The organism is Streptomyces sp. NPDC053426, from assembly GCF_055585405.1.
The window spans coordinates 1-19,484 of record NZ_JBVJKE010000039.1 but is presented as its reverse complement, the minus strand read 5'-3'; the positions used below and the strand labels follow the sequence as shown (position 1 = coordinate 19,484).

Here is a 19,484-nt window from a genome sequence, read left to right as displayed (position 1 = left end):
GAGCCGGCTACCGCTCCCCCACCGGCACGCGCCACAGCAGCGTGGTGCCCCCGTCGGCGGAGTCGGTGACGTCGAACGTGCCGCCCAGTCGTTCCGCTCGTTCGGCCATGTTGCGCAGGCCGCTGCGGCGGCCTCCGGCCGGGATGCCCACGCCGTTGTCCGCGACCGTCAGCCGTACCTCGCGTCCGTCGGTCTCGAGCACCACCTCGGCGCGGTCGGCGCGGGCGTGCCGGGCGACGTTGGTCAGCGCCTCGGAGAGCACGGCCACCAGATGGTCGGCGGCCTCCTTGGAGACGTGGGTGTCGATCAGGCCCTCCATCCGCACGCTCGGGGGGAAGCCGAGCACGGGCGCGGTCTCGCCGACCACCCGTACGACGCGGGCGCGCAGGCCGGTCCCGCCGCCCTCGTCGGCGGGCGAGCGCAGGCCGAAGATGGTCGACCGGATGATCTTGATGGTCTCGTCCAGGTCGTCCACGGCCCGCAGCACCCGCTCCGAGGCCTCCTTGTGCTCGATGAACCGGCCGGCGCTCTGCAGCGTCATGCCGGTGGCGAACAGCCGCTGGATGGCCAGGTCGTGCAGATCGCGGGCGATGCGGTCGCGGTCCTCGAACACGGCGATCTGCTCGGCGTCCCGGCGGCGCTCCGCCAGCTCCATCGCCACGGCCGCCTGGGCGGCGAACCCCTGCAGCGGTTCGATCTCCTTGTCCGTGAACGCGTTGCGGTCCGCGGCCCGCGCCAGCAGGACGATGCCGCGCACGCTCTCGCCCGACCCGATGGGCACGGCGACCGCCGGACCGAGGTCGGCGAGCTGCTGGGGACCGGAGTAGACCCGCTCGTCGCGTGCGATGTCCGCGGTGGTGACGGGAGCGGCGCTGGTGAAGGCGCGGCCGAGCAGGCTGTCGTCGACGGGCACGACGAGCCCCCGGTGGGTGTCGGCACCCTGCCCGATGGCCAGTTCCACGGTCAGCGAGTCGGTGTCCGCCATGGGCACCGCGACCGCGGCGAGGGCGGCCCCGGTGATCTCCCGGGCGCGTTCCGCGATGAGCGCGAGCGCCGAGCCGCGTTCGCTGCCGGACATCAGTCCGTGGGTGATCTCGGCGTTGGCCTGGAGCCAGCGTTCGCGCTGCCGGGACTCCTCGTAGAGGCGCGCGTTGTCGATGGCGACGCCGGCGGCGACGGCGAGGGTGGACAGGACCGACTCGTCCTCCTCGTCGAAGTGCGCCCCGCCCCGCTTCTCGGTCAGGTACAGGTTGCCGAAGACCTGGTCGCGGACCCTGATGGGGACGCCGAGGAAGGTGTCCATCGGCGGGTGGTGGGCCGGGAACCCGTACGAGGCGGGGTGGTCGGAGAGCTTCGGCACCCGCAGCGGTTCCGGATGGCGGATCAGCTCTCCGAGGATGCCGTGGCCCTCGGGGTAGTGGCCGATGCGGGCGATCTCCTCCTCGCTCACCCCGACGGTGTGGAAGGCGGACAGCCGCCTGCCGTCCGGGCCGATCACGCCCAGCGCGGCGTACTGGGCGTCCACCAGCGCCGCCGCGGCCTCCACGATGCTGTGCAGCACCTGCTCCAGGTCGAGTTCCCGGCCGACCGAGAGGACGGCCTCCAGCAGACTGTGCACCCGGTCGCGGGTGCCGCGGGCCGCGTCGATCCGCGCCTGGAGCTCCTCCAGCAGCTCGTCCAGCCTCAGCTGCGGTAGCCGTACGCGGGCGTCCTCGTCCCGCTCGGAGTCTGCCACCCGTGTGCCTCCCGTCCCCTCGTCCGGCATCGTCGCCCTGCGGCCTCCCGCCCGGCGTGCCGGTAACGGTCCAGTAAAGGCGACGGTACGGCATCGGCCGGACGGCCGGACCGGCGGGGACCACCGGCGGACGGCCGGCCCGCTCGGCCGCTTGGGCCGGTCGGCCCCGTCCCCCGGTCGCCCTCCGGGGCCGGAGGTCCCCTTCCGGTGGTACGACGGTCCCGCGTTGCCCCCAGCGGCCTCGTTACCCCCGGAAACAGGCATGTCGCGTTGCTATACAGGTGTTGCCGCCGATCCGGATCCGCGGTCCAACCCGCTTTCCCCGTCCCTCCCTTGGGAGACTTCATGCTGTCCGAAAAGTCCGCCGCAGTACTGCGGGCCACCCTGCCCGCAGTGGCCGGGGCCCTCGACGAGATCACCACGCGTTTCTACGGCTCGATGTTCCGCGACCGGCCCGAACTGCTGGACGGCCTGTTCAACCGGGGCAACCAGGCCAGCGGCGCCCAGCGCCGGGCGCTCGCCGGGTCCATAGCCGGTTTCGCCCAGGCGCTGCTCGTCGACCCGGACACCCGCCCGGACGCCCTGCTGTCCCGGATCGCCCACAAGCACGTGGCGGTCGGCATCACCGACGACCAGTACACGATCGTGCACAAGTACCTGTTCGGCGCGATCGCCGAGGTGCTGGGCGACGCGGTGACGCCCGAGGTCGCCGCCGCCTGGGACGAGGTGTACTGGCTGATGGCCGGCGCCCTCATCGCGCGGGAGGCGCGCCTGTACCACGACGCCGGTGTCGAGGCGGGCGACATCTGGCGCCCGTGGACGGTGGTGGAACGCCACGAGGAGACGGACGACGTGGTGTCGTTCCTGCTGCGCCCCGCCGACGGCGAGCCCGCCCCGCCGGCCCGGGCGGGCCAGTACGTCAGCGTGAAGCTGCTCATGCCCGACGGGGTGCACCAGCTCCGCCAGTACAGCCTGTCCTCGGACCCCGGGGACGATCTGCGCCGCATCACCGTCAAGCGGGTCGCCGGAGCGGACGGCGCACCGGACGGCGAGGTCTCCGACCTGCTGCACAAACAGACCGGCACCGGGGACGAGCTCATGCTGTCCGTGCCCGCCGGCGACGTGGCGCTCGACGAGGCCGACACCCCGCTGGTCCTGGTCTCGGCCGGCATCGGCTGCACCCCGATGCTGGGCATGCTCGCCCGGCTGGCCGCCACCGGCTCCACCCGGCGGGTGCTCGTCCTGCACGCCGACGGCTCGCCCGCCGAGCACGCGCTGCGCGCCGAGACCCGCGAGATCGTGAACGCGCTGCTCGACGCGGAGGCGGTCTTCTGGTACGAGCGTCCCGGCCCGGAGGAGCTCGACGCCCGGGACGGCCTGATGGACCTCGCGGGGATCGACGTCCCGGCGGACGCGACGGTGTACCTGTGCGGCCCGCTGCCGTTCATGCGTGCCGTGCGCGGCGGGCTGCTCGACGCCGGGGTGCCCGCCCGCTCCATCCACTACGAGGTCTTCGGCCCCGACCTGTGGCTGCCCGAGGCGGCCTGACCGGCTCGGGCCCTTCGTGCCGCCGGCGGCGCGAAGGGCCCCGGTGCCGGATCAGACCTCGAGCTCGGCCTCGATACGGCGCAACTGGTGCCGCGCCATGGCCAGGTTGGCCCGGCCGCCGTCGAGCACCAGGTACAGGAAGAGGCCGTTCCCGCCGCGCCCCTTGAGCAGGCGGATGAGGTGGTACTGGCTGTTCAGGGTGATCAGGATGTCCTCGATCTCCTCGTTCAGCCCCAGGTGTTCCATGGTGCGCAGCTTGGACCGTACGACGTCGGTGTTGCCGGCGGCGGCGACCTCCAGGTTGAAGTCCTTGCCGCCGCCCATCGTGCCGAGGGCCATGCCGCTGGTGTAGTCGACGAGTGCGGCGGCCGTCGCGCCGTCGATGGAGCTGAGGCATTCCTTGAGCGAGGTCTCGGTGTTGGCCATGGGATGTGTCCTTTCGGTCGTGACAGGTGGTTCGGGCCGGCCGCCGGGTCGTACGGAGGCGTCCGGCCGGGGAGGGGAGCCGGGAAAACCCGGAGGAGAACCGGGAGGTCAGCCGCCGGGCTGGGGCCGGGGCCGGTGTGCGGGCCGCTGCGGGGTCCGCACCGGGAGGGTGCCGATGGGCCGGGCCGGCGCGGGGGTCTCCCGGGTCGTGAGCCGATCGGCGTGCCGCCCGGCGCCCGGGCCGCTGTGGGTGTCCACCAGCTCCGCGATCCGGGCGCCGCTGCGCCGGCCCTCCAGGTGCAGCCGGCCCACGTTGACCCGGTCGTCGGCGAGGAGGGTGAGGACGGCGGTGGTGCCGGCCGCGTAGGTGGCGATGTAGCCCTGGCTGCCGCGCACCAGGAGTTCGCGGAACTCGCCGCGGGCGGCGGCGTCCGCCATCCGGTACGCGACGCCGAGCGCGGCGGCGGTGAGCGCGGCCAGCCCCTCCGGTTCGGTGTCGGGGACGTCGTGGGCGAGGACGAGTCCGTCGACGGTGGCCGCGAGGGAGCCGGCCAGCTTGGGTATGCGGGTGCGGAGCCGACGCAGTTCGTCCAGCACGTCGGTCTCGACGGCCATGAGCAGTCTCCTTTCGGCACGCTGTCGGCGTGCGCGGATCACAGTGCCTCCAAGGCGTCCAGGAGCCGTCTCAGCAGCGCTGTGTCGGGCTCGTCCCACGCCGCGCCGCCCGCGTCGGGGACGGCGTGGACGGGCGTGGCGGGCGGGGGTGGCGCGGGGGTGACCAGTCCGCCGGCGGCCAGGCGGCGCAGTTCGACGAGGGTGTGGAAGGTGCGGTGGGCGAGGGCCGCGGCGATCTGTGCGGCGGTGCGGGCGCCGTCGACCTGGTCGAGGGTGCGGGCGCGGCGGGGCGGCAGTTCGGCGCGGCCGGTGCCGGGCACGCGGGTGAGCGGGGCGGTGTCGACGGCCGGGTCGGGCCAGATGCGGTGCAGCAGGTCGCGGCGGCGCCGTGACTCGCCGAGCACGGTCGCCACGGGTACGGGGCGGACCGCGCCGAGCCAGTGCGCGACTCCGGGGCGGAAGCGGAGCGTGGCGCCGTCGTGGGCGAGCGCGAAGTACGCCGCGTCGAACAGGGCGCCCAGATGGCACAGTTCCAGCGCGCCGGCGGTGAGGCGCCCGCTGTCGACGAGCTGGCGGCCGACGCGGTGCCGGGCCCCGGCCCGTTCGACGGCGTCCCACCAGCCGGCCGGGGCGACGGCGCCGCTGCGGGTGAGCAGGTCGCCGAGGTCGGGGCTGTACGCGGACTCGACGTGGACGACGTGTCCGGCCGAGAGGTAGAAGACCCCGGACTCCGTGGAGAGTGCCCCGGTGGCGTGGTCGGCCGCGAGGGTGCCGAGCAGTTCCGGCGCGGTCTCGCCGGTGCACGCCGCGGTCATCCGAGCACCAGCCGGTCCGCCATCTCGGCCAGCCGGATCCGGGCCAGGGCGAGGTTGCCGTCGGCGCGGTCGAGCCAGAGGTACAGGAACACCGTGCTGTCGAAGGTCGTGACGACGAAGCGCAGGAGGTGGTACGCGTCGGCGGTGGTGAGGATCAGGTCGTCGACGGGCGGTTCCTTGCCCGTCCTGGCCCCGCCGCCGTCGGCGGGCGCGAGGGTGCCGCTCTCCATGGCCAGGCGGGCCAGTTCGGCGGTCTCCGCGGCCGTGGCCTCCGCGTCCTCGCCGGGCGCCTCGCCCACCGCCCCCAGGGCGAGACCGCTGATCCAGTCGACCACCAGGGCACCGCGCGCCCCCGGCAGTCGCATGGCTTCCAGCAGGCTCTCGTCGATTCCGGGCACGCCGGATCCCCCTTACTCGCACGGCTGTACCGCGAACGTGACGTCGACGCTACGGTGTGTGCTCGACCGCGGTGAGGGCTTTGGCGTTTTCCGGGGGAATATGCGACAGGGGCGGCGCGCCGCTGGTAGGGTCCGGGCTTTTGCCGCCGAACCGCCGCCGAACCGCCGCCGGGACGGGGTGCGGGCGGGGCCGGCCCCGGTGCGGATGGCGGGCCGGCCCCGCCCGCCGGTCCCATTGTGGTGACGGCCCCGCCGCCGGGGCCACGGGTGAACCGCTCTCACCATGTGTGCGCCGCGCACACCCCGCGCGCGACACGCCGACCGGCGGAGCCCCGGCTCAACCCTCCGGCCGGCCACGACGATACTGGCAGGAGCACGTGCCCCCGCTCACGACTGGACCCATGCCGACCTCTTCCTCAGCCCGCCCCGCCGTCCCGCCCACAGTCTGGCTGGCCCGCGGCCGCCACGCCGGTGCCACGCCCGACACGGCGGTCCGGCACACCCTGCACTGGCTCAAGGCCGGCCAGGACATCGACGACTTCCTGGAACTCCCCGCGCCGGACACCGCTCCCGACCTGGTGTTCGAAGCCCGGACGCGAGTCGCGGGCGAGGTCACCGTGCGCGCCCGGCTGAGCCTCGCGCCCGGCACGGACGCGGGCCGGGACTGGATCCTGGTCGCCGAGGCGGAGCAGCCCTGGGACCCCTCCTGGCCGTCCCCGGCCGCCATGTTCTGGCCGTCGGAGCCGGACCCGGAGTGGAACGCCGACCCGGTGACGGGACTGCGGCCGGGCGTGATCAATCCGCTGCCCGAGGACGACAAGGACGTACGACGGCTGCTGCGCGCCTGTGTGCGCGACCCGTGGCACGTCCATGTCGTCGTCCATGAGGCGATGACCACGGACGAGCGCGGCCGGGTGCCGCTCGCGCGCTGGCTGCCGCCGGGGCTGCGGGACCGGGTGGTGGAGCACCGGGCCACGCCCCAGCAGTTGCGGGTGGCGAACTGGGCGCTGCGGGAGTCCGGTGTGGAGGTTCCGCGCGGGGGCGCGGTGGTGCTGCCCGGCAGTCCGGTGCCCGAGGGGTACGACGCCGACGCCTTCGCCGTACGCGCGGTGTTCCTGGACGGCACGGAACCGGTCGACCTCGTGGCGGCGGTGACCCGGTACGACGCGCTGCCGCGCACGCTGCCGGAGGGGGCGGAGGACGCGCTGACGGCGCTGCGGGAGGAGTGGCGCCTGCTGACGACGGCGGAGGAACTCGTCCGGCAGCGGGAGCTGGTGGCGATGTACGCCGAGGCGCTGGAGGCGATGACGAAGTCACGGGATCTGTACCGGGAGGCGGCGGAGCGTGCGCACGAGGCGTTGGCCGTGTACCGGGAATCCGCCGAGGCCCTGGGGACGGGGGAGGCTCCCGCGCCTCGGGGGGTGTCTCCTCTGACCCGCACTCTGGAGCGGTTCAGGGTCGGTGGCAAGGCGCGGCGGCCGGGCCCCGCCTCCGGGGAGCCCGCGTCGGACAACTAGGCGCTCCCGGTACGGCGTTTGCGGGGTGCCCGGCGTTGTGGCTGGGCGGGGGCGCGCTGCCCGGCGCTGACGGGGTGCCGTCGCGCCCACCCGTGCCGCCCTGCGGCACGACTGCCCGCGGTCGCGGGGGGGCGGGGCGTTACTCGGTCGTGCTGCGGGGCTTCAGGGGGCGGCGGGTGGTGGGGAGGAATGACCTCATGTGTACGACCAGGGACGCCAGGGCCAGTAGGGCGGCTGCGGCCGCGGTCGGGGTGGTCAGCCATGGGGGTGCGAGGGCCAGGTCCACGGAGCGGGGCAGGGCGGCGGACGGGAGGGAGTCGCCGTAGGCGTGGGCCGTGGCCAGGAGCGCCGGGACCACCACCGCTCCCGCCAGGGCCGTCGCACCGGGGCGCACCACCAGGATCAGCGCCAGCGCCGTGCAGAACACCGACAGGCCGACGGCGAAGGCGTGCAGGGAGAGGGGGACACCGTCGTGCCGCAGCGGGAAGTGGGTCACCGCGCAGACGGCGAGGGCCACGGCGGCGAGCCGGGTCGACCAGATCACGGACCTGGCGGCCGGCTCGGGCGTGCGGCGGACGGTCTCGTCCCCGGGGTGGGGCTCGAGCGTCACCGGCCGCTGGGCGGCCAGGCGGTCGATCAGTTCGACCAGTTCGTCGACGGAGCGGCCGGTCGCCGCCGCCCGCAGCGCCTCCTCGCGGCAGTGGGGCGCCAGCGGCTCGCTGTGCAGCAGCGCCACGAGGAGGGTGACGTCCTCGACGGAGCGGTGGGCCGCCGCCGCGCGGATCGTCTCGTCCGCGCTGCCCGCGTCGCGCGGCGGCCGGGTCAGCAGGGCCACGAGGCGGGTGACGTCCTCCACCGACCGGTCGATCCCGGCGGCGCGCAGTGCCTCGACCACGGCCCGCGTGTGTTCGGGCGAGCGCTCCAGCGCGGTGACGAGGGCGGCGACATCCTCCAGGGACCGGTCCGAGACGGCGGTGCGCACCAGGTCGCCGACCGGATCGCCGTACGGCTTCCCGGCCGTGCCGGGGTCCACGAGGCCGGCCGGGGCTTTCGTCATGACCCCGAGCGGGCGGGTGGGGGCCCGGTCCTGCCGGTGGGTGCCGGTCGCCGTGGCCGTGGTGGCGGAGGGCGGGGCCGTGGCCGCCTCGGTGGGTATGACCGGTTCGTTCGAGGGAGGTGACGAGGAGAATGTGGTCATGATCGTCTCCATGGGAAGGCTGATGACCATTTCTAGGCGCCCCCACCCCTCACTGCCACTTGGTTGAGCCACCGGGATGACCTGCGACGATCCGGCGTTTCGCACGGATCTCGCGGGGCATCGGACGCGTGCGCGCATGGCCGGTCCCGGCCGTCGTACCGGCGTCGCGAGCGGGAATCCGCTCAGTGCGGGCCGTGTCGCGGCGAGACCGCGGCACGGGCCACGGATCACGGGTCACAGGAGGAGGGCGGTCCGTTGGAGAAGACCACCGTGGTGCTCGTCGTCGCCGCGGTCCTCGCGGCCGTGGTGCTGGCCGGCGCCGTCGCCGTCCTGGTCCGACTGGTGCGCACGCGGCGTGAGTTGCGTCACGCGGGTCTGCCCACGGGGCCCCGCTGGGTGTTCTGGGGCGCCGTCCTCTACCTCGTGCTGCCCGCCGATCTGCTGCCCGATCCGGTCTATCTGGACGACATGGGCGTTCTCCTGCTGGCCCTGCGCACCATGAGGGGTTCCTCCGGCGTCCGGGCTCCCGGAGCGCCCCTCCGGCGGGGTCGTCGACACCCCGCCGATGATTACGCTCCGTGAGGAAACCAACCACCCGTTCGATTCGTATAAGTCTCTGGAAGCCAAAAGAAGTCGGCGGACCAAGCGACGGCGCACAGCGGGCCGTTGCCTGCTCGGCGCAGCACCGACGAGGGAGAGACGATGCAACCGTTCGCGCTCAACTACGCACGTCCGGCAGTGGAGTTGGCCGTTGCCACTCCGTACGCGTATGACTCCGGACTGCAGTTGAACGTACTCGGCGACGGGCGGATCGCGGCCTGCGATCACGCGCTGTTGCGCGAGGTGGGGACGACGACGTCCACCGCGGGCTCCAAGACCCACTTCGACGACTGAACGCGGACCGTAGACGATGACCGTGCTGATCCTCACCAGTGAGGAGGATGTGACCGCCGACATGGTGGTCGTCCATCTGAACGGCTCCGGTGTGCCGGTGGTGCGCCTCGATCCCGCCGATCTGACGGACGGCGTCTCACTGTCCGGCGAGTACGTCCACGGCCGCTTCCGCGGTCATCTGTCCGCCGGCGGGAGGCTGGTGAGCATCGGCGGGCTGCGGTCCGTGTGGGTGCGCCGGCCCGGCACGCCGGCCGGGCGCGCGCCGCAGCCGTCCGCGTGGCTGACCGAGGAGGCCTCACAGGCGCTCTACGGCATGCTGCGCGGCTGTGACGCGCGCTGGATGAACCATCCGGACGCGGCCCGGCAGGCCCGCCACAAGCCGTGGCAGCTACGACTGGCCCAGCGCTGCGGCCTGCCCGTGCCGGCCACGGTGATCACCACGTTCCCGCGCGCCGCGCGGGAGTTCGCGGAGCGCTTCCCCGACCTGGTGGTCAAGCCGGTGTCGGGGGCGCATCCGCAGGACCCGCCGCGGGCGGTGCCGACCAGCAGGGTGGCGCCGGACACGGACTTCTCCGCGGTCGCGTTCGGGCCGACGCTGCTGCAGCGGCGGATCGCCAAACGGGCCGACATCCGGCTCACCGCGGTGGGCGAGCGGTTGCTGGCGGCCCGCAAGGCGACGCGGCCGGACGCGGACCCGGAGGAGGTGGACGTGCGTTTCGCCGCTCCCGGGCCGCCCTGGGAGCCGGTCGAGGTCCCGGCGCGCACCGCCGACGCCGTACGCGCGTATCTGCGCCGGTCCGAACTGGCGTACGGCGCCTTCGACTTCGCCGAGGACGCCGACGGGACCTGGTGGTTCCTGGAGTGCAACCAGTCGGGGCAGTTCGGGTTCGTGGAGGTGGAGACGGGGCAGCCGATCGCCCGGACCATCGCCGAGTGGCTGTCCCGTCCCCTTCCCGACGAACCCGTCGAGCTCGACGAGGCGGGCAGCACGGTGCGGTGAGGGGCCCGTCACCGCGCGGGGTTCAGTGCGGCCGCGGTCCCGGCAGCAGGGCGGTGCGCTGCCAGCCGTTGCCCGGGGACTGCGGCCGGTCGAGGCCGGGGGCGTAACCGGGGGACTGCAGGGGCCGCATGACCAGCTCCAGCTCCCTGCTCACGCGTTCGGCCTCACGGCGTACCTGTGCGGGCACATCGCCGCACTCCGCGATGAGTCGGTCGTAGATGGGGGAATCCTGGAACACCCGTCAACGCGCCTTTCTGCTCGTCGGCCCCGATGCGGGACGCGAGTGCAGAGTCTAGGCGGCCGACCATCCCCAAGGGGGAATTCCCCGGTACGACGGACCACGGAAAGGTGATTGCGGAAATACGTCACGATTCAGTCGTTCCGGACGGTCAGGCACCCGTCGTGGAGCCGGGGCGGACGATCATCAGGACGGTGACGGTCGCCCACAGCAGGTTGAACACCCCGGTGAACATGGCGAGTCGCACCGTGTCCTGCCGGCCGACGGGCCGTCCCTCGCCCAGCCGTTCGACGATTTCGTCCTGCCGGGGCAGCACGAAGGCGAGCAGGACCCCGGCGGCGGCCGCGGTGAGGCCGATCGAGGTGACGAGCCAGCCGTCGTCCAGGACGCCCATCGCCAGGGCGGTGGCGAGGCCGAGGACGGGCACCGCGATCCCCATGCGGGCGTAGACCCCGCAGATGCGGTGGAGCAGCGTGACGGTGGTCACGGCCGTCGCGGCGGGCCCGTCGCCCTCCGCCGGGACGGCGCGGCGCGCGGCCGGCGGGAACATGCTGGCCGCGACGGTGACGGGGCCGACGGCGATGATGGCGGCCAGGACGTGGAGGGACAGCAGGAGCTTGGTCACCGGGACTCTTTCCATGGTGTGAACGGCGGTGCCGGGCTCACGTTAGGAGCCCGCCGAGTGATCACCCAGGGGCTGAAACGACAGGTTCCGACGGGTTCCCGCCAACACCGCCCACCTCGGCTCGTGCCCCGTCGCCTCCCCGTCGCCCCGGTTCCGGCGGGTGGCGGGAATCCGCCTATCGTGGCGGCCATGCACTCCGTGGCGATTCTGGTTCTCGATGGGGTGGTGCCGTTCGACATGGCGGCGCCCATGCAGGTCTTCGACTGGACGCGGCTGCCCGACGGCCGGCACCCCTACCGGGTCCGGCTGTGCGCCGAGCGGCCGGAGGTGCTCGCGGACGGCGGTTTCGCCCTGCGCGTCGACCGTGGGCTCCAGGCGCTGGCGGACGCCGACACGATCATCGTCCCGGGCCGTGCCGAGGGCGCGCCCCCGCCCTCGCCGGCCGTGCTCGCGGCGCTGCGCGAGGCGGCCGGGGCGGGCACCCGGATCGCCTCGGTGTGCGTGGGCGCGTTCGTGCTGGCGGAGGCCGGGCTGCTGGACGGGCTGCGCGCCACCACGCACTGGGTGGCCGCCGGACAGCTGGCCCGCGCCTTCCCGGACGTCGACGTGCAGCCGGACGTGCTCTACGTCGACAACGGGCAGATCCTCACCTCGGCCGGCGCCGCCGCCGCGCTGGACATGTGTCTGCACATGATCCGCCGGGACCTGGGCTCGGCCGTGGCCGCGAACGCCGCCCGGATGTCGGTGATGCCGCTGGAGCGGGAGGGCGGACAGGCCCAGTTCATCGTGCACGAGCACCCGCCCGTGCCCCGCGGGTCGGATCTGGAGCCGCTGCTGGACTGGGTCGAGGACAACCTGGCGCACGAGGTCACCCTCGGGGCGATGGCGGCGCGCGCCGGCATGAGCGAGCGCACCTTCAGCCGCCGGTTCCGCGAGCAGACGGGCACCACGCCGTTGCAGTGGCTGCTGCGGGCGCGGGTGCGGCGCGCGCAGTATCTGCTGGAGAACAGCGACCACACGGTCGAACGGATCGCCCAGCAGGCCGGGTTCGGTTCGCCCACGGCGTTCCGCGAGCGGTTCCGCAAGGTCGTGGGCACGACGCCGTACGCGTATCGCTCGACGTTCAACGGGCGGCGGGTGAGCGGGTGAGCGGGTGAGCGGCCCGGTGGCTCAGACGGCCAGGGGCAGGCCGCTCTCCCCGTCCGCCTCCGGGCTCCGGCCGGTCCCGGGCCGCGCCCGGTCGAGCAGGTCGTCCGCCAGCGCGATGGCGTCGTGGACGCGGGACGCCCCCGTCATCGCGCAGAGCGCGGAGCCGACCTCCTCCAGCTCGCGCGCCGCCGCCGGCGAATACCGTTCCGCCTGGGCTATCCGCAGCGTCGCGTACCGCGTCAGCAGCCGTCTGACGACCTTCGGGTCCGGTACGAGCACGAAGTGCCCCTCTCTGGTTTTCGCTGCGTATGCCCGAACCAGGCGGAAGCACTCATCCCATGTGTCCATGTGGCCACAATTGACCGAAACCACTCGCATCTTGACCGCGACGGCACGGAGCCGAGGATGTTCCGCCCCCGCCGCCCCTTCCCCTCCCGTCCCCGGGGCTGCGCCCCGGCCCCCTTCCGGCCCTGACCGAATCTCGCCCTCACCACCCGGACGGGCTCGGCCCCAGCGGAGCACCCGTCCCCGACGGTGCCCCCCGGACCCCCTTTCACCCCTGACTGGGCCCTGCCCTCACCACCCGGACGGGCTCGCACACGGCCACCCGTCCCCGGAGCGGCGCCCCGGCCCCCTTCCGGCCCTGACCGGGCCTTGTGCCCTCGCCGCCGAACGGGCTCGGACACGGCGGAACGCCCGCCCTCGAGGGCTGTGCCCCGGGCCCCCTTCCGACCCTGGACGGACCTGACCCTCGCCGCCCGGACGGCCACGGACACGGCGGGGCGCCCGCCCCCAGGGCCGCGCCCCGGACCCCCTTTCGGCCCCGGACGAGTCCGGGCGTGGCAGAGGCCGTCGGCCGTCGGTGGGGCCGAGGCGGTCAGGCCGCCTGGCCGCTGTGCAGCGCCGTGTACGCCCCTCCCCGGCGCAGCAGGTCCTCGTGGGTGCCGATCTCCTGGATGCGGCCGTCCGCCATCACCACGATCCGGTCGGCGCCGCGCACGGTGGAGAGGCGGTGTGCCACGACGAACGTGGTGCGTCCGCGCAGCAGCCGGGCGAGGGCCTCCTGCACCAGCGCCTCCGAGCGGGTGTCGAGCGCCGAGGTCGCCTCGTCCAGGACCAGCACCTTGGGGTCCCGGATCAGCGCGCGGGCGATGGCGAGCCGCTGGCGCTGCCCGCCGGACAGCCGGGCGCCGCGCTCCCCGACGAGGGTGTCGAGGCCCTGGGGCAGCCGGTCGACGAACTCCAGCGCGTTGGCGTCGCGCAGCGCGGCCCGTACCGTCTCCTCGTCCGCGTCGTCCATGCCGTAGGCGACGTTCTCCCGGACGGTGCCGTCGAAGAGGATCGACTCCTGGGGCACCACGGACAGGAAGCGCCGGTAGGTGCGCAGGTCGAGGCCGTTCATGTCGGTGCCGTCGAGCAGCAGCCGGCCAAAGGTCGGGCGGATGAAGCCGATGACCAGGTTGAGCACGGTGGACTTGCCCGCCCCGGAGGCGCCGACGAGCGCGATGGTCTCGCCCGGGGCGACGTCGAGGGTGAAGTCGCGCACGGCGGGGCGCCCGTCGGTCTCGTACGCGTGGCCGACGCCCTCGAAGGTGATCGCGCCGCGCACTCCGTCGACCTCCTTCTTGCCCTCGTTGTCCTCCAGTTCGGGGGCCTGGAGGACCTCGCCGACCGAGCGGACGGACTCCAGCCCCTTGGTGATGACCGGGGCCAGTCCCGCGAGCGTGGTGGTGGAGTTGGTGAGCGTGGTCAGGAAGGCGCTGAGCATCACGACGTCGCCGGCGGTGACGCCCCAGACGTCGTAGTACGAGATGAGCGCCGCGCCGGCCAGCACCATCACACCGATGACGTTGAGGACGACCCAGGCCAGCGAGCCGAACCGGCCGTTGACCAGGTCCAGGCGCATCCCGGAGGTGAGCAGCCGGTTCAGGGTGCCGTCCATCCGGCGCAGCGCCTTGCCCTCCAGGCCGTGGGCGCGGGTGACGGGGATGAGCCGGGTCATCTCCGTGACCCGGGAGGACAGCGTCTCCACCTCGTGGCGGAAGTGCTCGTTGTGCGTGCGCAGCCGGGCCCTCAGCCTGGCGACGAGCAGGGCGGCGGCGGGCACGACGATCAGGAAGACGGGGAGGAACTCGGGGGTGCGGATCGCGATGATGACGAGCCCGCCGGTGAGGACGGTGAGCGCGCCGAGCCCGTTCTCCGCGGTCTGCTGCACCATCTGCTCGACGGTCTCCACGTCCCGGACGACCTTGGCCTGGAGCACGCCGGCGCTGACGCGGGAGTGGTAGCCGATGGAGAGCTGCTGCATGCGGGTGCACAGCGCGGAGCGCAGGGCGGTGCCCATGCGGCGGACGCTGCCGTACAGCAGCCGGACGTACAGCACGTGCAGCGGGTAGTTGACGAGCAGGATGAACATGATGACGCCGGTGCTGGTCCACAGCCGGGATATCGGCTGGTGCTGCACGACGGTGTCGATGATGGACGCGGTGATCAGCGGCAGCAGCCAGATCGGGCTGTGCTTGACCGTGAAGACGCCGACGGCGGCGGCGAGCCGGCCGCGGTCGGCGCGGAACAGATAGGCGAGGGTGCGGATCGGGTGCTCGCCGCGGTAGCGGTGGTCGAGCGGTCTTTCCAGCGACGCCATGGGTGGGGGTCCTCCACTGTGAGCCTTGTACAGCAAGCGCTTTCTCCACTTGCGTGCCAGGAGTACACCAGGCACATGGGGTGCCCGCCCCCGGCGTCCAGCGCCTGAGACGGGCGGGGTGCGCTCAGCCGGCGTCCAGCTCCGCGAGGTCCTCGGCCGTCAGGACGAGGCCGGCGGCGCCCGCCGAGTCGCGGACCGACTCCGGCCGGCTCGCGCCCGGAATGGGCACGACGACCGGCGACCTGGCGAGCATCCACGCCAGGCACACCTGGTACGCGCTCACCCCGTGCGCCCGGGCGATCCGCGCGAACGGGGCGTGGGCCGAGGCGAGTTCACCGGCCCGGGCGATGCCGCCGAAGGGGCTGTAGGGCAGGAACGCGATGCCGAGCTCGTCGCACAGGCGCAGCTCCGGCTCACTGGAGCGGAAGGCCGGGGAGAACTTGTTCTGTACGGAGACCAGCCGGCCGCCGAGGATCTCGTGGGCCTGCCGGATCTGCTCCGGGTCGGCGTTGGAGATGCCGGCCGTGCGGATCTTCCCCTCGTCCAGCAGCTCGCGCAGCGCGCCCACGGACTCGGCGTACGGGACGCGGGGGTCGGGCCGGTGGAACTGGTAGAGCCCGATGGCCTCCACGCCGAGCCGGCGCAGGGACGCCTCGCACGCCCGCTTCAGGTGCCCGGGGCTTCCGTCCTGGGTCCAGCTGCCGTCGCCGGGGCGCAGATGACCGCCCTTGGTGGCGACCAGGACGTCGCCGCCCCGGTCGTGGGAGGCGAGGGCCTTGGCGATCAGGGTCTCGTTGTGGCCGACCTCGCCGGCGTGCAGGTGGTAGGAGTCCGCGGTGTCGATCAGGGTGACACCGGCGTCCAGCGCGGCGTGCAGGGTGGCCAGGGAGCGGGTCTCGTCCGGGCGCCCCTCGATCGACATGGGCATGGCGCCCAGTCCGACGGCGCCGACCTCGACATCACCGATACGGCGGGTGTGCATGTGCGCGTGACCTCTTCCGGCTGTCGTCTCACGGTTTCGGAAAGCGCGTACCAGCCTGGTCCCCGCACGGCCCGAAATCCAATAGAGGAAAGCGAACGCATTCAGCAGACGGGGCGCTGAATCGGGGCCCTGCCCGCGGCACCGCCGCCGCGCGGGCGCCGGTGCCCGGCGATACGCTGCGCGCAGCCGGCCCTTTGCGGACATTCCGGGAGGTAATCATGGCCTCGCTCCTCAATCCGTATCTCAGCTTCGACGGGAACGCACGGCAGGCGCTGGAGTTCTACAAGGAGGTCTTCGGCGGCCTGCTGCGGCTCAACACGTACGGCGACTTCGGCCGGCCCGGAACCGACAACGCCGACAAGATCATGCACGGCATGCTGACGAGCGCGGCCGGCTTCACCCTCATGGGCGCCGACATGCCGCCGGGCATGACGTACGTCCCGGGGAACAACTTCGCCGTGAGCGTCAGCGGCGAGGACGAGCCGGAACTGCGCGGCTACTGGGAGAAGTTGTCCGGTGGCGGCTCGGTCGCCGTACCGCTGGAGAAGCAGATGTGGGGGGACGTGTTCGGGATGTGCACGGACCGCTTCGGCATCCCCTGGATGGTCAACATCAACCAGCCCGCGGACTGAGCCGCGCGTCTCCCGGCGAGCGGCCGTTGACATGACGCTCCGGCGGGGATCACCGTACTGACCGGAGCGCGCCGGCGGAGCGCGCCGGGACACCGGTCGGGCGGCGGTCGCCGTACCCGGAGAGGCGGCGGCATGCGGATCGGACTGCTCGGCACCGGACCCTGGGCGCGGGCGGCCCACGCCCCCGCGCTGAGCGGGCACCCGGACCTCGACCTCGTCGGGGTGTGGGGCCGCCGGCCCGACGCCGCCGAGGAGCTGGCGGGTCTGCACGGCACCCGGGCGTACGACGACGTCGACGCGCTCTTCGCCGACGTGGACGCCGTCGCCGTCGCGCTGCCGCCCGCGGTGCAGGCGGAGCTGGCGGTGCGCGCGGCGCGGGCCGGGTGCCATCTGCTGCTCGACAAGCCGCTCGCGCCGACCGTCGCGCAGGGGCGCGCGGTGGTCGGGGCGGCCGAGGAGGCCGGGGTCGCGTCCGTGGTCTTCTTCACCACCCGCTTCCAGCCCGGGCCTCAGGCGTGGATCACCGAACAGGCGCGCACGGGCGGCTGGTTCACCGGGCGTGCGCAGTGGCTCGGGGCGGTGTTCACCTCCGACGGCGGTCCCCGCGACGGCAACCCCTTCGCCGCCTCTCCGTGGCGGCGGGAGAAGGGCGCCCTGTGGGACGTCGGCCCGCACGCCCTGTCCGTCCTGCTTCCGGTGCTCGGCGAACCGCGGCGGGTGACGGCGGCGGCGTACGGTCCCGGCGACACCGTCCATCTCGTCCTCGACCACGCGGGCGGCGCGTCGAGCAGCCTCACCCTGAGCCTGACCGCTCCCCCGGCGGCGGCCGGCGCCGTGGTCGAGCTCCGCGGCGCGGCGGGCGTCACCTCCCTCCCGGAGGCCTCCGACGGCGCGGCCTCGGCGCTCGCCCGCGCCGCGGACGCCCTCCTCGCCGCGGCCGGTACCGGTACCCCCCACCCCTGCGACGCGGCGTTCGCACTCCGGGTGACGGAGATCCTGGCCGCGGCGGAGGCACAAATCGACGGCCGGGCGGGCTGACGGCCTCACCGGACGGCTGCGCAGCGGAGCGCTCCCGACGCGCTCCGTGGCCATCGGGCCCGGCCGGCTTAAGCGGCCCTTAAAGCCCGGTTAAGCGATCGCCGGATCTTCGCCGCTTCTTCGAACAACCGCAGGTCAGCGCGGTGTTGCGGACAAGTCGGACCGTTGGCGGGGGCCACGGCCGTACCTAGCATCGATGGCACGCGCCGGTCCCGACGTACCGCTGTGAGAGCGCTCTCCGCGGCTCTCCTCCCCCTGTCGGCCGGCGCGGTCAGGAATCCGCACGAGCCACTCCTGGAGATCCCCCACATGACTCCCCGTCATCAGCGCGGCCTCGGCCGCCGCAAGGTCCTCTTCGCCCTCGGCGGAGCCGCCGTGGCCATCCCAGCGGCGGCGGCGATCGCCCCGCACGCCCTCGCGGACCAGTCCGGCGAGCCGAAGGCCGGCACGGCGGCCGGGGCCCTGCCGCTGACGATCGTCAACGACAGCGGTTCCTTCGGCAACGCGAACGTGCACGTCTACATAGTGGGCAACGTGGACGGCCGTCAGGTCCGGGTCACCCCGGAGGGCACCGTCGCCCCGGTCGCCGCCTCCGACAACGGCCCCGACGGCTTCACCGACTACGCGATCGGCCTGGCCGGCAGCGGCGAGACCAGGCTGTCCCTGCCGTACATGTCCGGCCGGATCTACGTGTCCCTCGGCGCGAAGCTCAAGTTCAAGGTCGTCACGGACGGCAACGGCAACGCGGCGCTGCAGTACCCGGCCGGCTGGGTCGCCTCCGACCCCAACCACGGCGTGCTGCACGACTGCGCCGAGTTCACGTACAACTCCTCGGGCATGTTCTGCAACACGACCATGGTCGACATGTTCAGCGTGCCGATGGGCATCCGGCTCACCGGTGCCAAGGACCAGACGACGGGCACCGTGCGCGAGGGCGGGCGCGCGGCGGCGTTCGCCGCCGTCCGGCGGGTGGAGGCGTTCTCCCGGCTCGTCGTGGACGACACCCGGATCATCGCCCCCGGCCACGGCCTGGACGCCGGTCTGTTCGCCGAGGACTACCTCGCCCCGTACATCGACGAGGTGTGGAGCACCTACACCGGCCGGGACCTCAGGGTCACCACCAACGCCGGCACCTTCACCGGCCGGGTGCGCGGCGAGCGGTTCACCTTCGACGGGCCCGCCCGGGTCTCCTTCGGCAAGCCCTCCACGCGGGACGTCCTCTTCTGCGACGGCGCCCTCGCCGCCCCCAACGACGGCACGACCGGCCCGGTCGCCGCCGTGCTGGGCGCCGGCTTCAACCGCTCGACGCTGCTCAGCCACCCGGACCAGCCGACGGCCGACGCCTCGGTCTTCTACCGGACCGAGCTCACCAACCACTACTCCAAGGCGGTCCACACGGCCACCGAGGACGGCAGGGCGTACGGCTTCGCCTTCGACGACGTGGCCGACTTCGCCTCGTACATCCAGGACACGGCACCCACGGGCCTGCGGCTGACGCTCACGGCCTTCTAGGGCTGCCGGGCGGAGCAGGTTTCCCGCGGGCCGGGGAAGGTACCCCGGCAGCCAGGAGGAGCGGCCCTTCAGCGCGGTGCCGCGGGCGTTCCGGATGCACGGCGGGCTCCCGCGTTGAATGGTGGGGCACAGGACCCGATGACAGCACCGGGGCCGCTCCAGCGATCCGGACCCTAGGAGCCAGAAGATGTCGACGTCCCAGCCCGACGCGTCCCAGCCCGAAGCGTCCCGGCGGTCCGCGGACCGCGCCACCCCGGACAGCCTGCTCCACGCCCGAACCGGCACCGATGTGTCGCCGGAGGACATCGTCCTCGCCTCGGGCAAGGACCTCACCCCGCGCAACCTCGAGTGGGCCCGGCGGAAGCTGGACGAGGAGGGGCCCACCGCCCTGGACAAGATGCTGCCCTGAGCCCGCCCGCACCCGTTCGCGGGACGGCACGGCGGCAGGGGGGGGGGGGGGGGGGGAGGGGGGGGGGGGGGGGGGGGGGGGGGGGGGGGGGGGGTTTTTTTTTTCCTGG

General features: G+C 73.6%; 21 protein-coding genes. 10 read left to right on the top strand and 11 right to left on the bottom strand.

The window, feature by feature from the left end; all coding sequences use genetic code 11:
• Positions 1-7 precede the first annotated feature (7 nt).
• Positions 8-1,765 (bottom strand): sensor histidine kinase, encoded by a 1,758-nt coding sequence (locus ACZ62B_RS38390; protein ID WP_468728574.1) that lies wholly within the window; start codon positions 1,763-1,765, stop codon positions 8-10.
• 315 nt (positions 1,766-2,080) lie between these two features.
• Here ACZ62B_RS38390 and ACZ62B_RS38385 point away from each other — a divergent pair, with 315 nt between their 5' ends.
• Entirely contained in the window at positions 2,081-3,283 is a 1,203-nt protein-coding gene (locus ACZ62B_RS38385) for a globin domain-containing protein (protein ID WP_344562651.1), read from the top strand.
• A gap of 51 nt (positions 3,284-3,334) precedes the next feature.
• Here ACZ62B_RS38385 and ACZ62B_RS38380 read toward each other — a convergent pair whose 3' ends face one another.
• The 4 genes from ACZ62B_RS38380 to ACZ62B_RS38365 form a co-directional block, all read right to left on the bottom strand.
• Positions 3,335-3,709, bottom strand: a complete 375-nt coding sequence (locus ACZ62B_RS38380; RefSeq protein ID WP_344562653.1) for a roadblock/LC7 domain-containing protein — start codon at positions 3,707-3,709, stop codon at positions 3,335-3,337.
• Positions 3,710-3,817: 108 nt separating this feature from the next.
• Positions 3,818-4,324, bottom strand: a complete 507-nt coding sequence (locus ACZ62B_RS38375) for a roadblock/LC7 domain-containing protein (RefSeq protein WP_344562655.1) — start codon at positions 4,322-4,324, stop codon at positions 3,818-3,820.
• 38 nt (positions 4,325-4,362) lie between these two features.
• Complete coding sequence (locus ACZ62B_RS38370) at positions 4,363-5,139, bottom strand: hypothetical protein (RefSeq protein ID WP_344562659.1); 777 nt, start codon at positions 5,137-5,139, stop codon at positions 4,363-4,365.
• Positions 5,136-5,537 carry a hypothetical protein gene (locus tag ACZ62B_RS38365; RefSeq protein WP_344562661.1) on the bottom strand — a complete coding sequence of 134 codons (402 nt, stop codon included), beginning with the start codon at positions 5,535-5,537 and terminating at the stop codon, positions 5,136-5,138. Before ACZ62B_RS38365 ends, ACZ62B_RS38370 begins: the two co-directional genes overlap by 4 nt.
• Positions 5,538-5,938: 401 nt before the next feature.
• Here ACZ62B_RS38365 and ACZ62B_RS38360 point away from each other — a divergent pair, with 401 nt between their 5' ends.
• A complete protein-coding gene (locus ACZ62B_RS38360; protein WP_468885370.1) occupies positions 5,939-7,054 on the top strand; it encodes a hypothetical protein in 1,116 nt (371 codons plus the stop codon).
• Between the two features lie 139 nt (positions 7,055-7,193).
• Here ACZ62B_RS38360 and ACZ62B_RS38355 read toward each other — a convergent pair whose 3' ends face one another.
• Positions 7,194-8,252, bottom strand: a complete 1,059-nt coding sequence (locus ACZ62B_RS38355; RefSeq protein ID WP_344562664.1) for a hypothetical protein — start codon at positions 8,250-8,252, stop codon at positions 7,194-7,196.
• A 255-nt stretch (positions 8,253-8,507) separates the two neighbouring features.
• Here ACZ62B_RS38355 and ACZ62B_RS38350 point away from each other — a divergent pair, with 255 nt between their 5' ends.
• The 3 genes from ACZ62B_RS38350 (at position 8,508) to tgmB (ending at position 10,146) form a co-directional block, all read left to right on the top strand.
• Positions 8,508-8,834, top strand: coding sequence for a YkvA family protein (locus tag ACZ62B_RS38350; protein WP_344562665.1), 327 nt, complete (start codon positions 8,508-8,510; stop codon positions 8,832-8,834).
• A 120-nt stretch (positions 8,835-8,954) separates the two neighbouring features.
• Positions 8,955-9,146, top strand: a complete 192-nt coding sequence (tgmA, locus tag ACZ62B_RS38345) for a putative ATP-grasp-modified RiPP (protein WP_004935783.1) — start codon at positions 8,955-8,957, stop codon at positions 9,144-9,146.
• Between the two features lie 16 nt (positions 9,147-9,162).
• Entirely contained in the window at positions 9,163-10,146 is a 984-nt protein-coding gene (gene tgmB / locus ACZ62B_RS38340; protein WP_344562670.1) for an ATP-grasp ribosomal peptide maturase, read from the top strand.
• 22 nt (positions 10,147-10,168) lie between these two features.
• Here the strand turns inward: tgmB and ACZ62B_RS38335 are convergent, their stop codons facing one another.
• Positions 10,169-10,384: a hypothetical protein gene (locus ACZ62B_RS38335; protein WP_344562672.1), complete on the bottom strand. Its 216-nt coding sequence runs from the start codon at positions 10,382-10,384 to the stop codon at positions 10,169-10,171.
• A gap of 151 nt (positions 10,385-10,535) precedes the next feature.
• Complete coding sequence (locus tag ACZ62B_RS38330) at positions 10,536-11,009, bottom strand: hypothetical protein (RefSeq protein WP_344562674.1); 474 nt, start codon at positions 11,007-11,009, stop codon at positions 10,536-10,538.
• Positions 11,010-11,198: 189 nt separating this feature from the next.
• Here ACZ62B_RS38330 and ACZ62B_RS38325 point away from each other — a divergent pair, with 189 nt between their 5' ends.
• A complete protein-coding gene (locus ACZ62B_RS38325) occupies positions 11,199-12,158 on the top strand; it encodes a GlxA family transcriptional regulator (RefSeq protein ID WP_344562676.1) in 960 nt (319 codons plus the stop codon).
• Between the two features lie 21 nt (positions 12,159-12,179).
• On the opposite strand, the gene ACZ62B_RS38320 is transcribed toward ACZ62B_RS38325, so the two are convergent.
• The 3 genes from ACZ62B_RS38320 to ACZ62B_RS38310 all read right to left on the bottom strand — a co-directional run bounded on the left by ACZ62B_RS38320 (position 12,180) and on the right by ACZ62B_RS38310 (position 15,784).
• The gene (locus ACZ62B_RS38320; protein WP_344562678.1) at positions 12,180-12,437 is read right to left on the bottom strand and encodes a DUF5133 domain-containing protein; all 258 of its coding nucleotides are present in this window, start codon (positions 12,435-12,437) and stop codon (positions 12,180-12,182) included.
• A 598-nt stretch (positions 12,438-13,035) separates the two neighbouring features.
• A complete protein-coding gene (locus ACZ62B_RS38315) occupies positions 13,036-14,802 on the bottom strand; it encodes an ABC transporter ATP-binding protein (RefSeq protein WP_344562680.1) in 1,767 nt (588 codons plus the stop codon).
• A gap of 124 nt (positions 14,803-14,926) precedes the next feature.
• Positions 14,927-15,784: an aldo/keto reductase gene (locus ACZ62B_RS38310; protein WP_468728548.1), complete on the bottom strand. Its 858-nt coding sequence runs from the start codon at positions 15,782-15,784 to the stop codon at positions 14,927-14,929.
• Positions 15,785-16,002: 218 nt separating this feature from the next.
• Here ACZ62B_RS38310 and ACZ62B_RS38305 point away from each other — a divergent pair, with 218 nt between their 5' ends.
• The 4 genes from ACZ62B_RS38305 to ACZ62B_RS38290 all read left to right on the top strand — a co-directional run bounded on the left by ACZ62B_RS38305 (position 16,003) and on the right by ACZ62B_RS38290 (position 19,375).
• Complete coding sequence (locus ACZ62B_RS38305; protein WP_344562684.1) at positions 16,003-16,416, top strand: VOC family protein; 414 nt, start codon at positions 16,003-16,005, stop codon at positions 16,414-16,416.
• A 132-nt stretch (positions 16,417-16,548) separates the two neighbouring features.
• Entirely contained in the window at positions 16,549-17,454 is a 906-nt protein-coding gene (locus ACZ62B_RS38300) for a Gfo/Idh/MocA family protein (protein WP_468885366.1), read from the top strand.
• A gap of 309 nt (positions 17,455-17,763) precedes the next feature.
• On the top strand, positions 17,764-18,966 hold the full coding sequence (locus ACZ62B_RS38295) for a beta-1,3-glucanase family protein (protein ID WP_344562688.1): 1,203 nt from the start codon (positions 17,764-17,766) through the stop codon (positions 18,964-18,966).
• A 187-nt stretch (positions 18,967-19,153) separates the two neighbouring features.
• Positions 19,154-19,375: a hypothetical protein gene (locus ACZ62B_RS38290; protein ID WP_344562690.1), complete on the top strand. Its 222-nt coding sequence runs from the start codon at positions 19,154-19,156 to the stop codon at positions 19,373-19,375.
• The last annotated feature ends 109 nt before the right edge of the window (positions 19,376-19,484 follow it).

Excerpts from the sequence above, each read along its gene's own strand:
- ACZ62B_RS38390 (WP_468728574.1), bottom strand. The coding sequence starts at position 1,765 with ATGCCGGACGAGGGGACGGGAGGCACACGGGTGGCAGACTCCGAGCGG.
- ACZ62B_RS38385 (WP_344562651.1), top strand. The coding sequence starts at position 2,081 with ATGCTGTCCGAAAAGTCCGCCGCAGTACTGCGGGCCACCCTGCCCGCA.
- ACZ62B_RS38380 (WP_344562653.1), bottom strand. The coding sequence starts at position 3,709 with ATGGCCAACACCGAGACCTCGCTCAAGGAATGCCTCAGCTCCATCGAC.
- ACZ62B_RS38375 (WP_344562655.1), bottom strand. The coding sequence starts at position 4,324 with ATGGCCGTCGAGACCGACGTGCTGGACGAACTGCGTCGGCTCCGCACC.
- ACZ62B_RS38370 (WP_344562659.1), bottom strand. The coding sequence starts at position 5,139 with ATGACCGCGGCGTGCACCGGCGAGACCGCGCCGGAACTGCTCGGCACC.
- ACZ62B_RS38360 (WP_468885370.1), top strand. The coding sequence starts at position 5,939 with ATGCCGACCTCTTCCTCAGCCCGCCCCGCCGTCCCGCCCACAGTCTGG.
- ACZ62B_RS38355 (WP_344562664.1), bottom strand. The coding sequence starts at position 8,252 with ATGACCACATTCTCCTCGTCACCTCCCTCGAACGAACCGGTCATACCC.
- tgmA (WP_004935783.1), top strand. The coding sequence starts at position 8,955 with ATGCAACCGTTCGCGCTCAACTACGCACGTCCGGCAGTGGAGTTGGCC.
- tgmB (WP_344562670.1), top strand. The coding sequence starts at position 9,163 with ATGACCGTGCTGATCCTCACCAGTGAGGAGGATGTGACCGCCGACATG.
- ACZ62B_RS38325 (WP_344562676.1), top strand. The coding sequence starts at position 11,199 with ATGCACTCCGTGGCGATTCTGGTTCTCGATGGGGTGGTGCCGTTCGAC.
- ACZ62B_RS38315 (WP_344562680.1), bottom strand. The coding sequence starts at position 14,802 with ATGGCGTCGCTGGAAAGACCGCTCGACCACCGCTACCGCGGCGAGCAC.
- ACZ62B_RS38310 (WP_468728548.1), bottom strand. The coding sequence starts at position 15,784 with ATGCACACCCGCCGTATCGGTGATGTCGAGGTCGGCGCCGTCGGACTG.
- ACZ62B_RS38305 (WP_344562684.1), top strand. The coding sequence starts at position 16,003 with ATGGCCTCGCTCCTCAATCCGTATCTCAGCTTCGACGGGAACGCACGG.
- ACZ62B_RS38300 (WP_468885366.1), top strand. The coding sequence starts at position 16,549 with ATGCGGATCGGACTGCTCGGCACCGGACCCTGGGCGCGGGCGGCCCAC.
- ACZ62B_RS38295 (WP_344562688.1), top strand. The coding sequence starts at position 17,764 with ATGACTCCCCGTCATCAGCGCGGCCTCGGCCGCCGCAAGGTCCTCTTC.
- ACZ62B_RS38290 (WP_344562690.1), top strand. The coding sequence starts at position 19,154 with ATGTCGACGTCCCAGCCCGACGCGTCCCAGCCCGAAGCGTCCCGGCGG.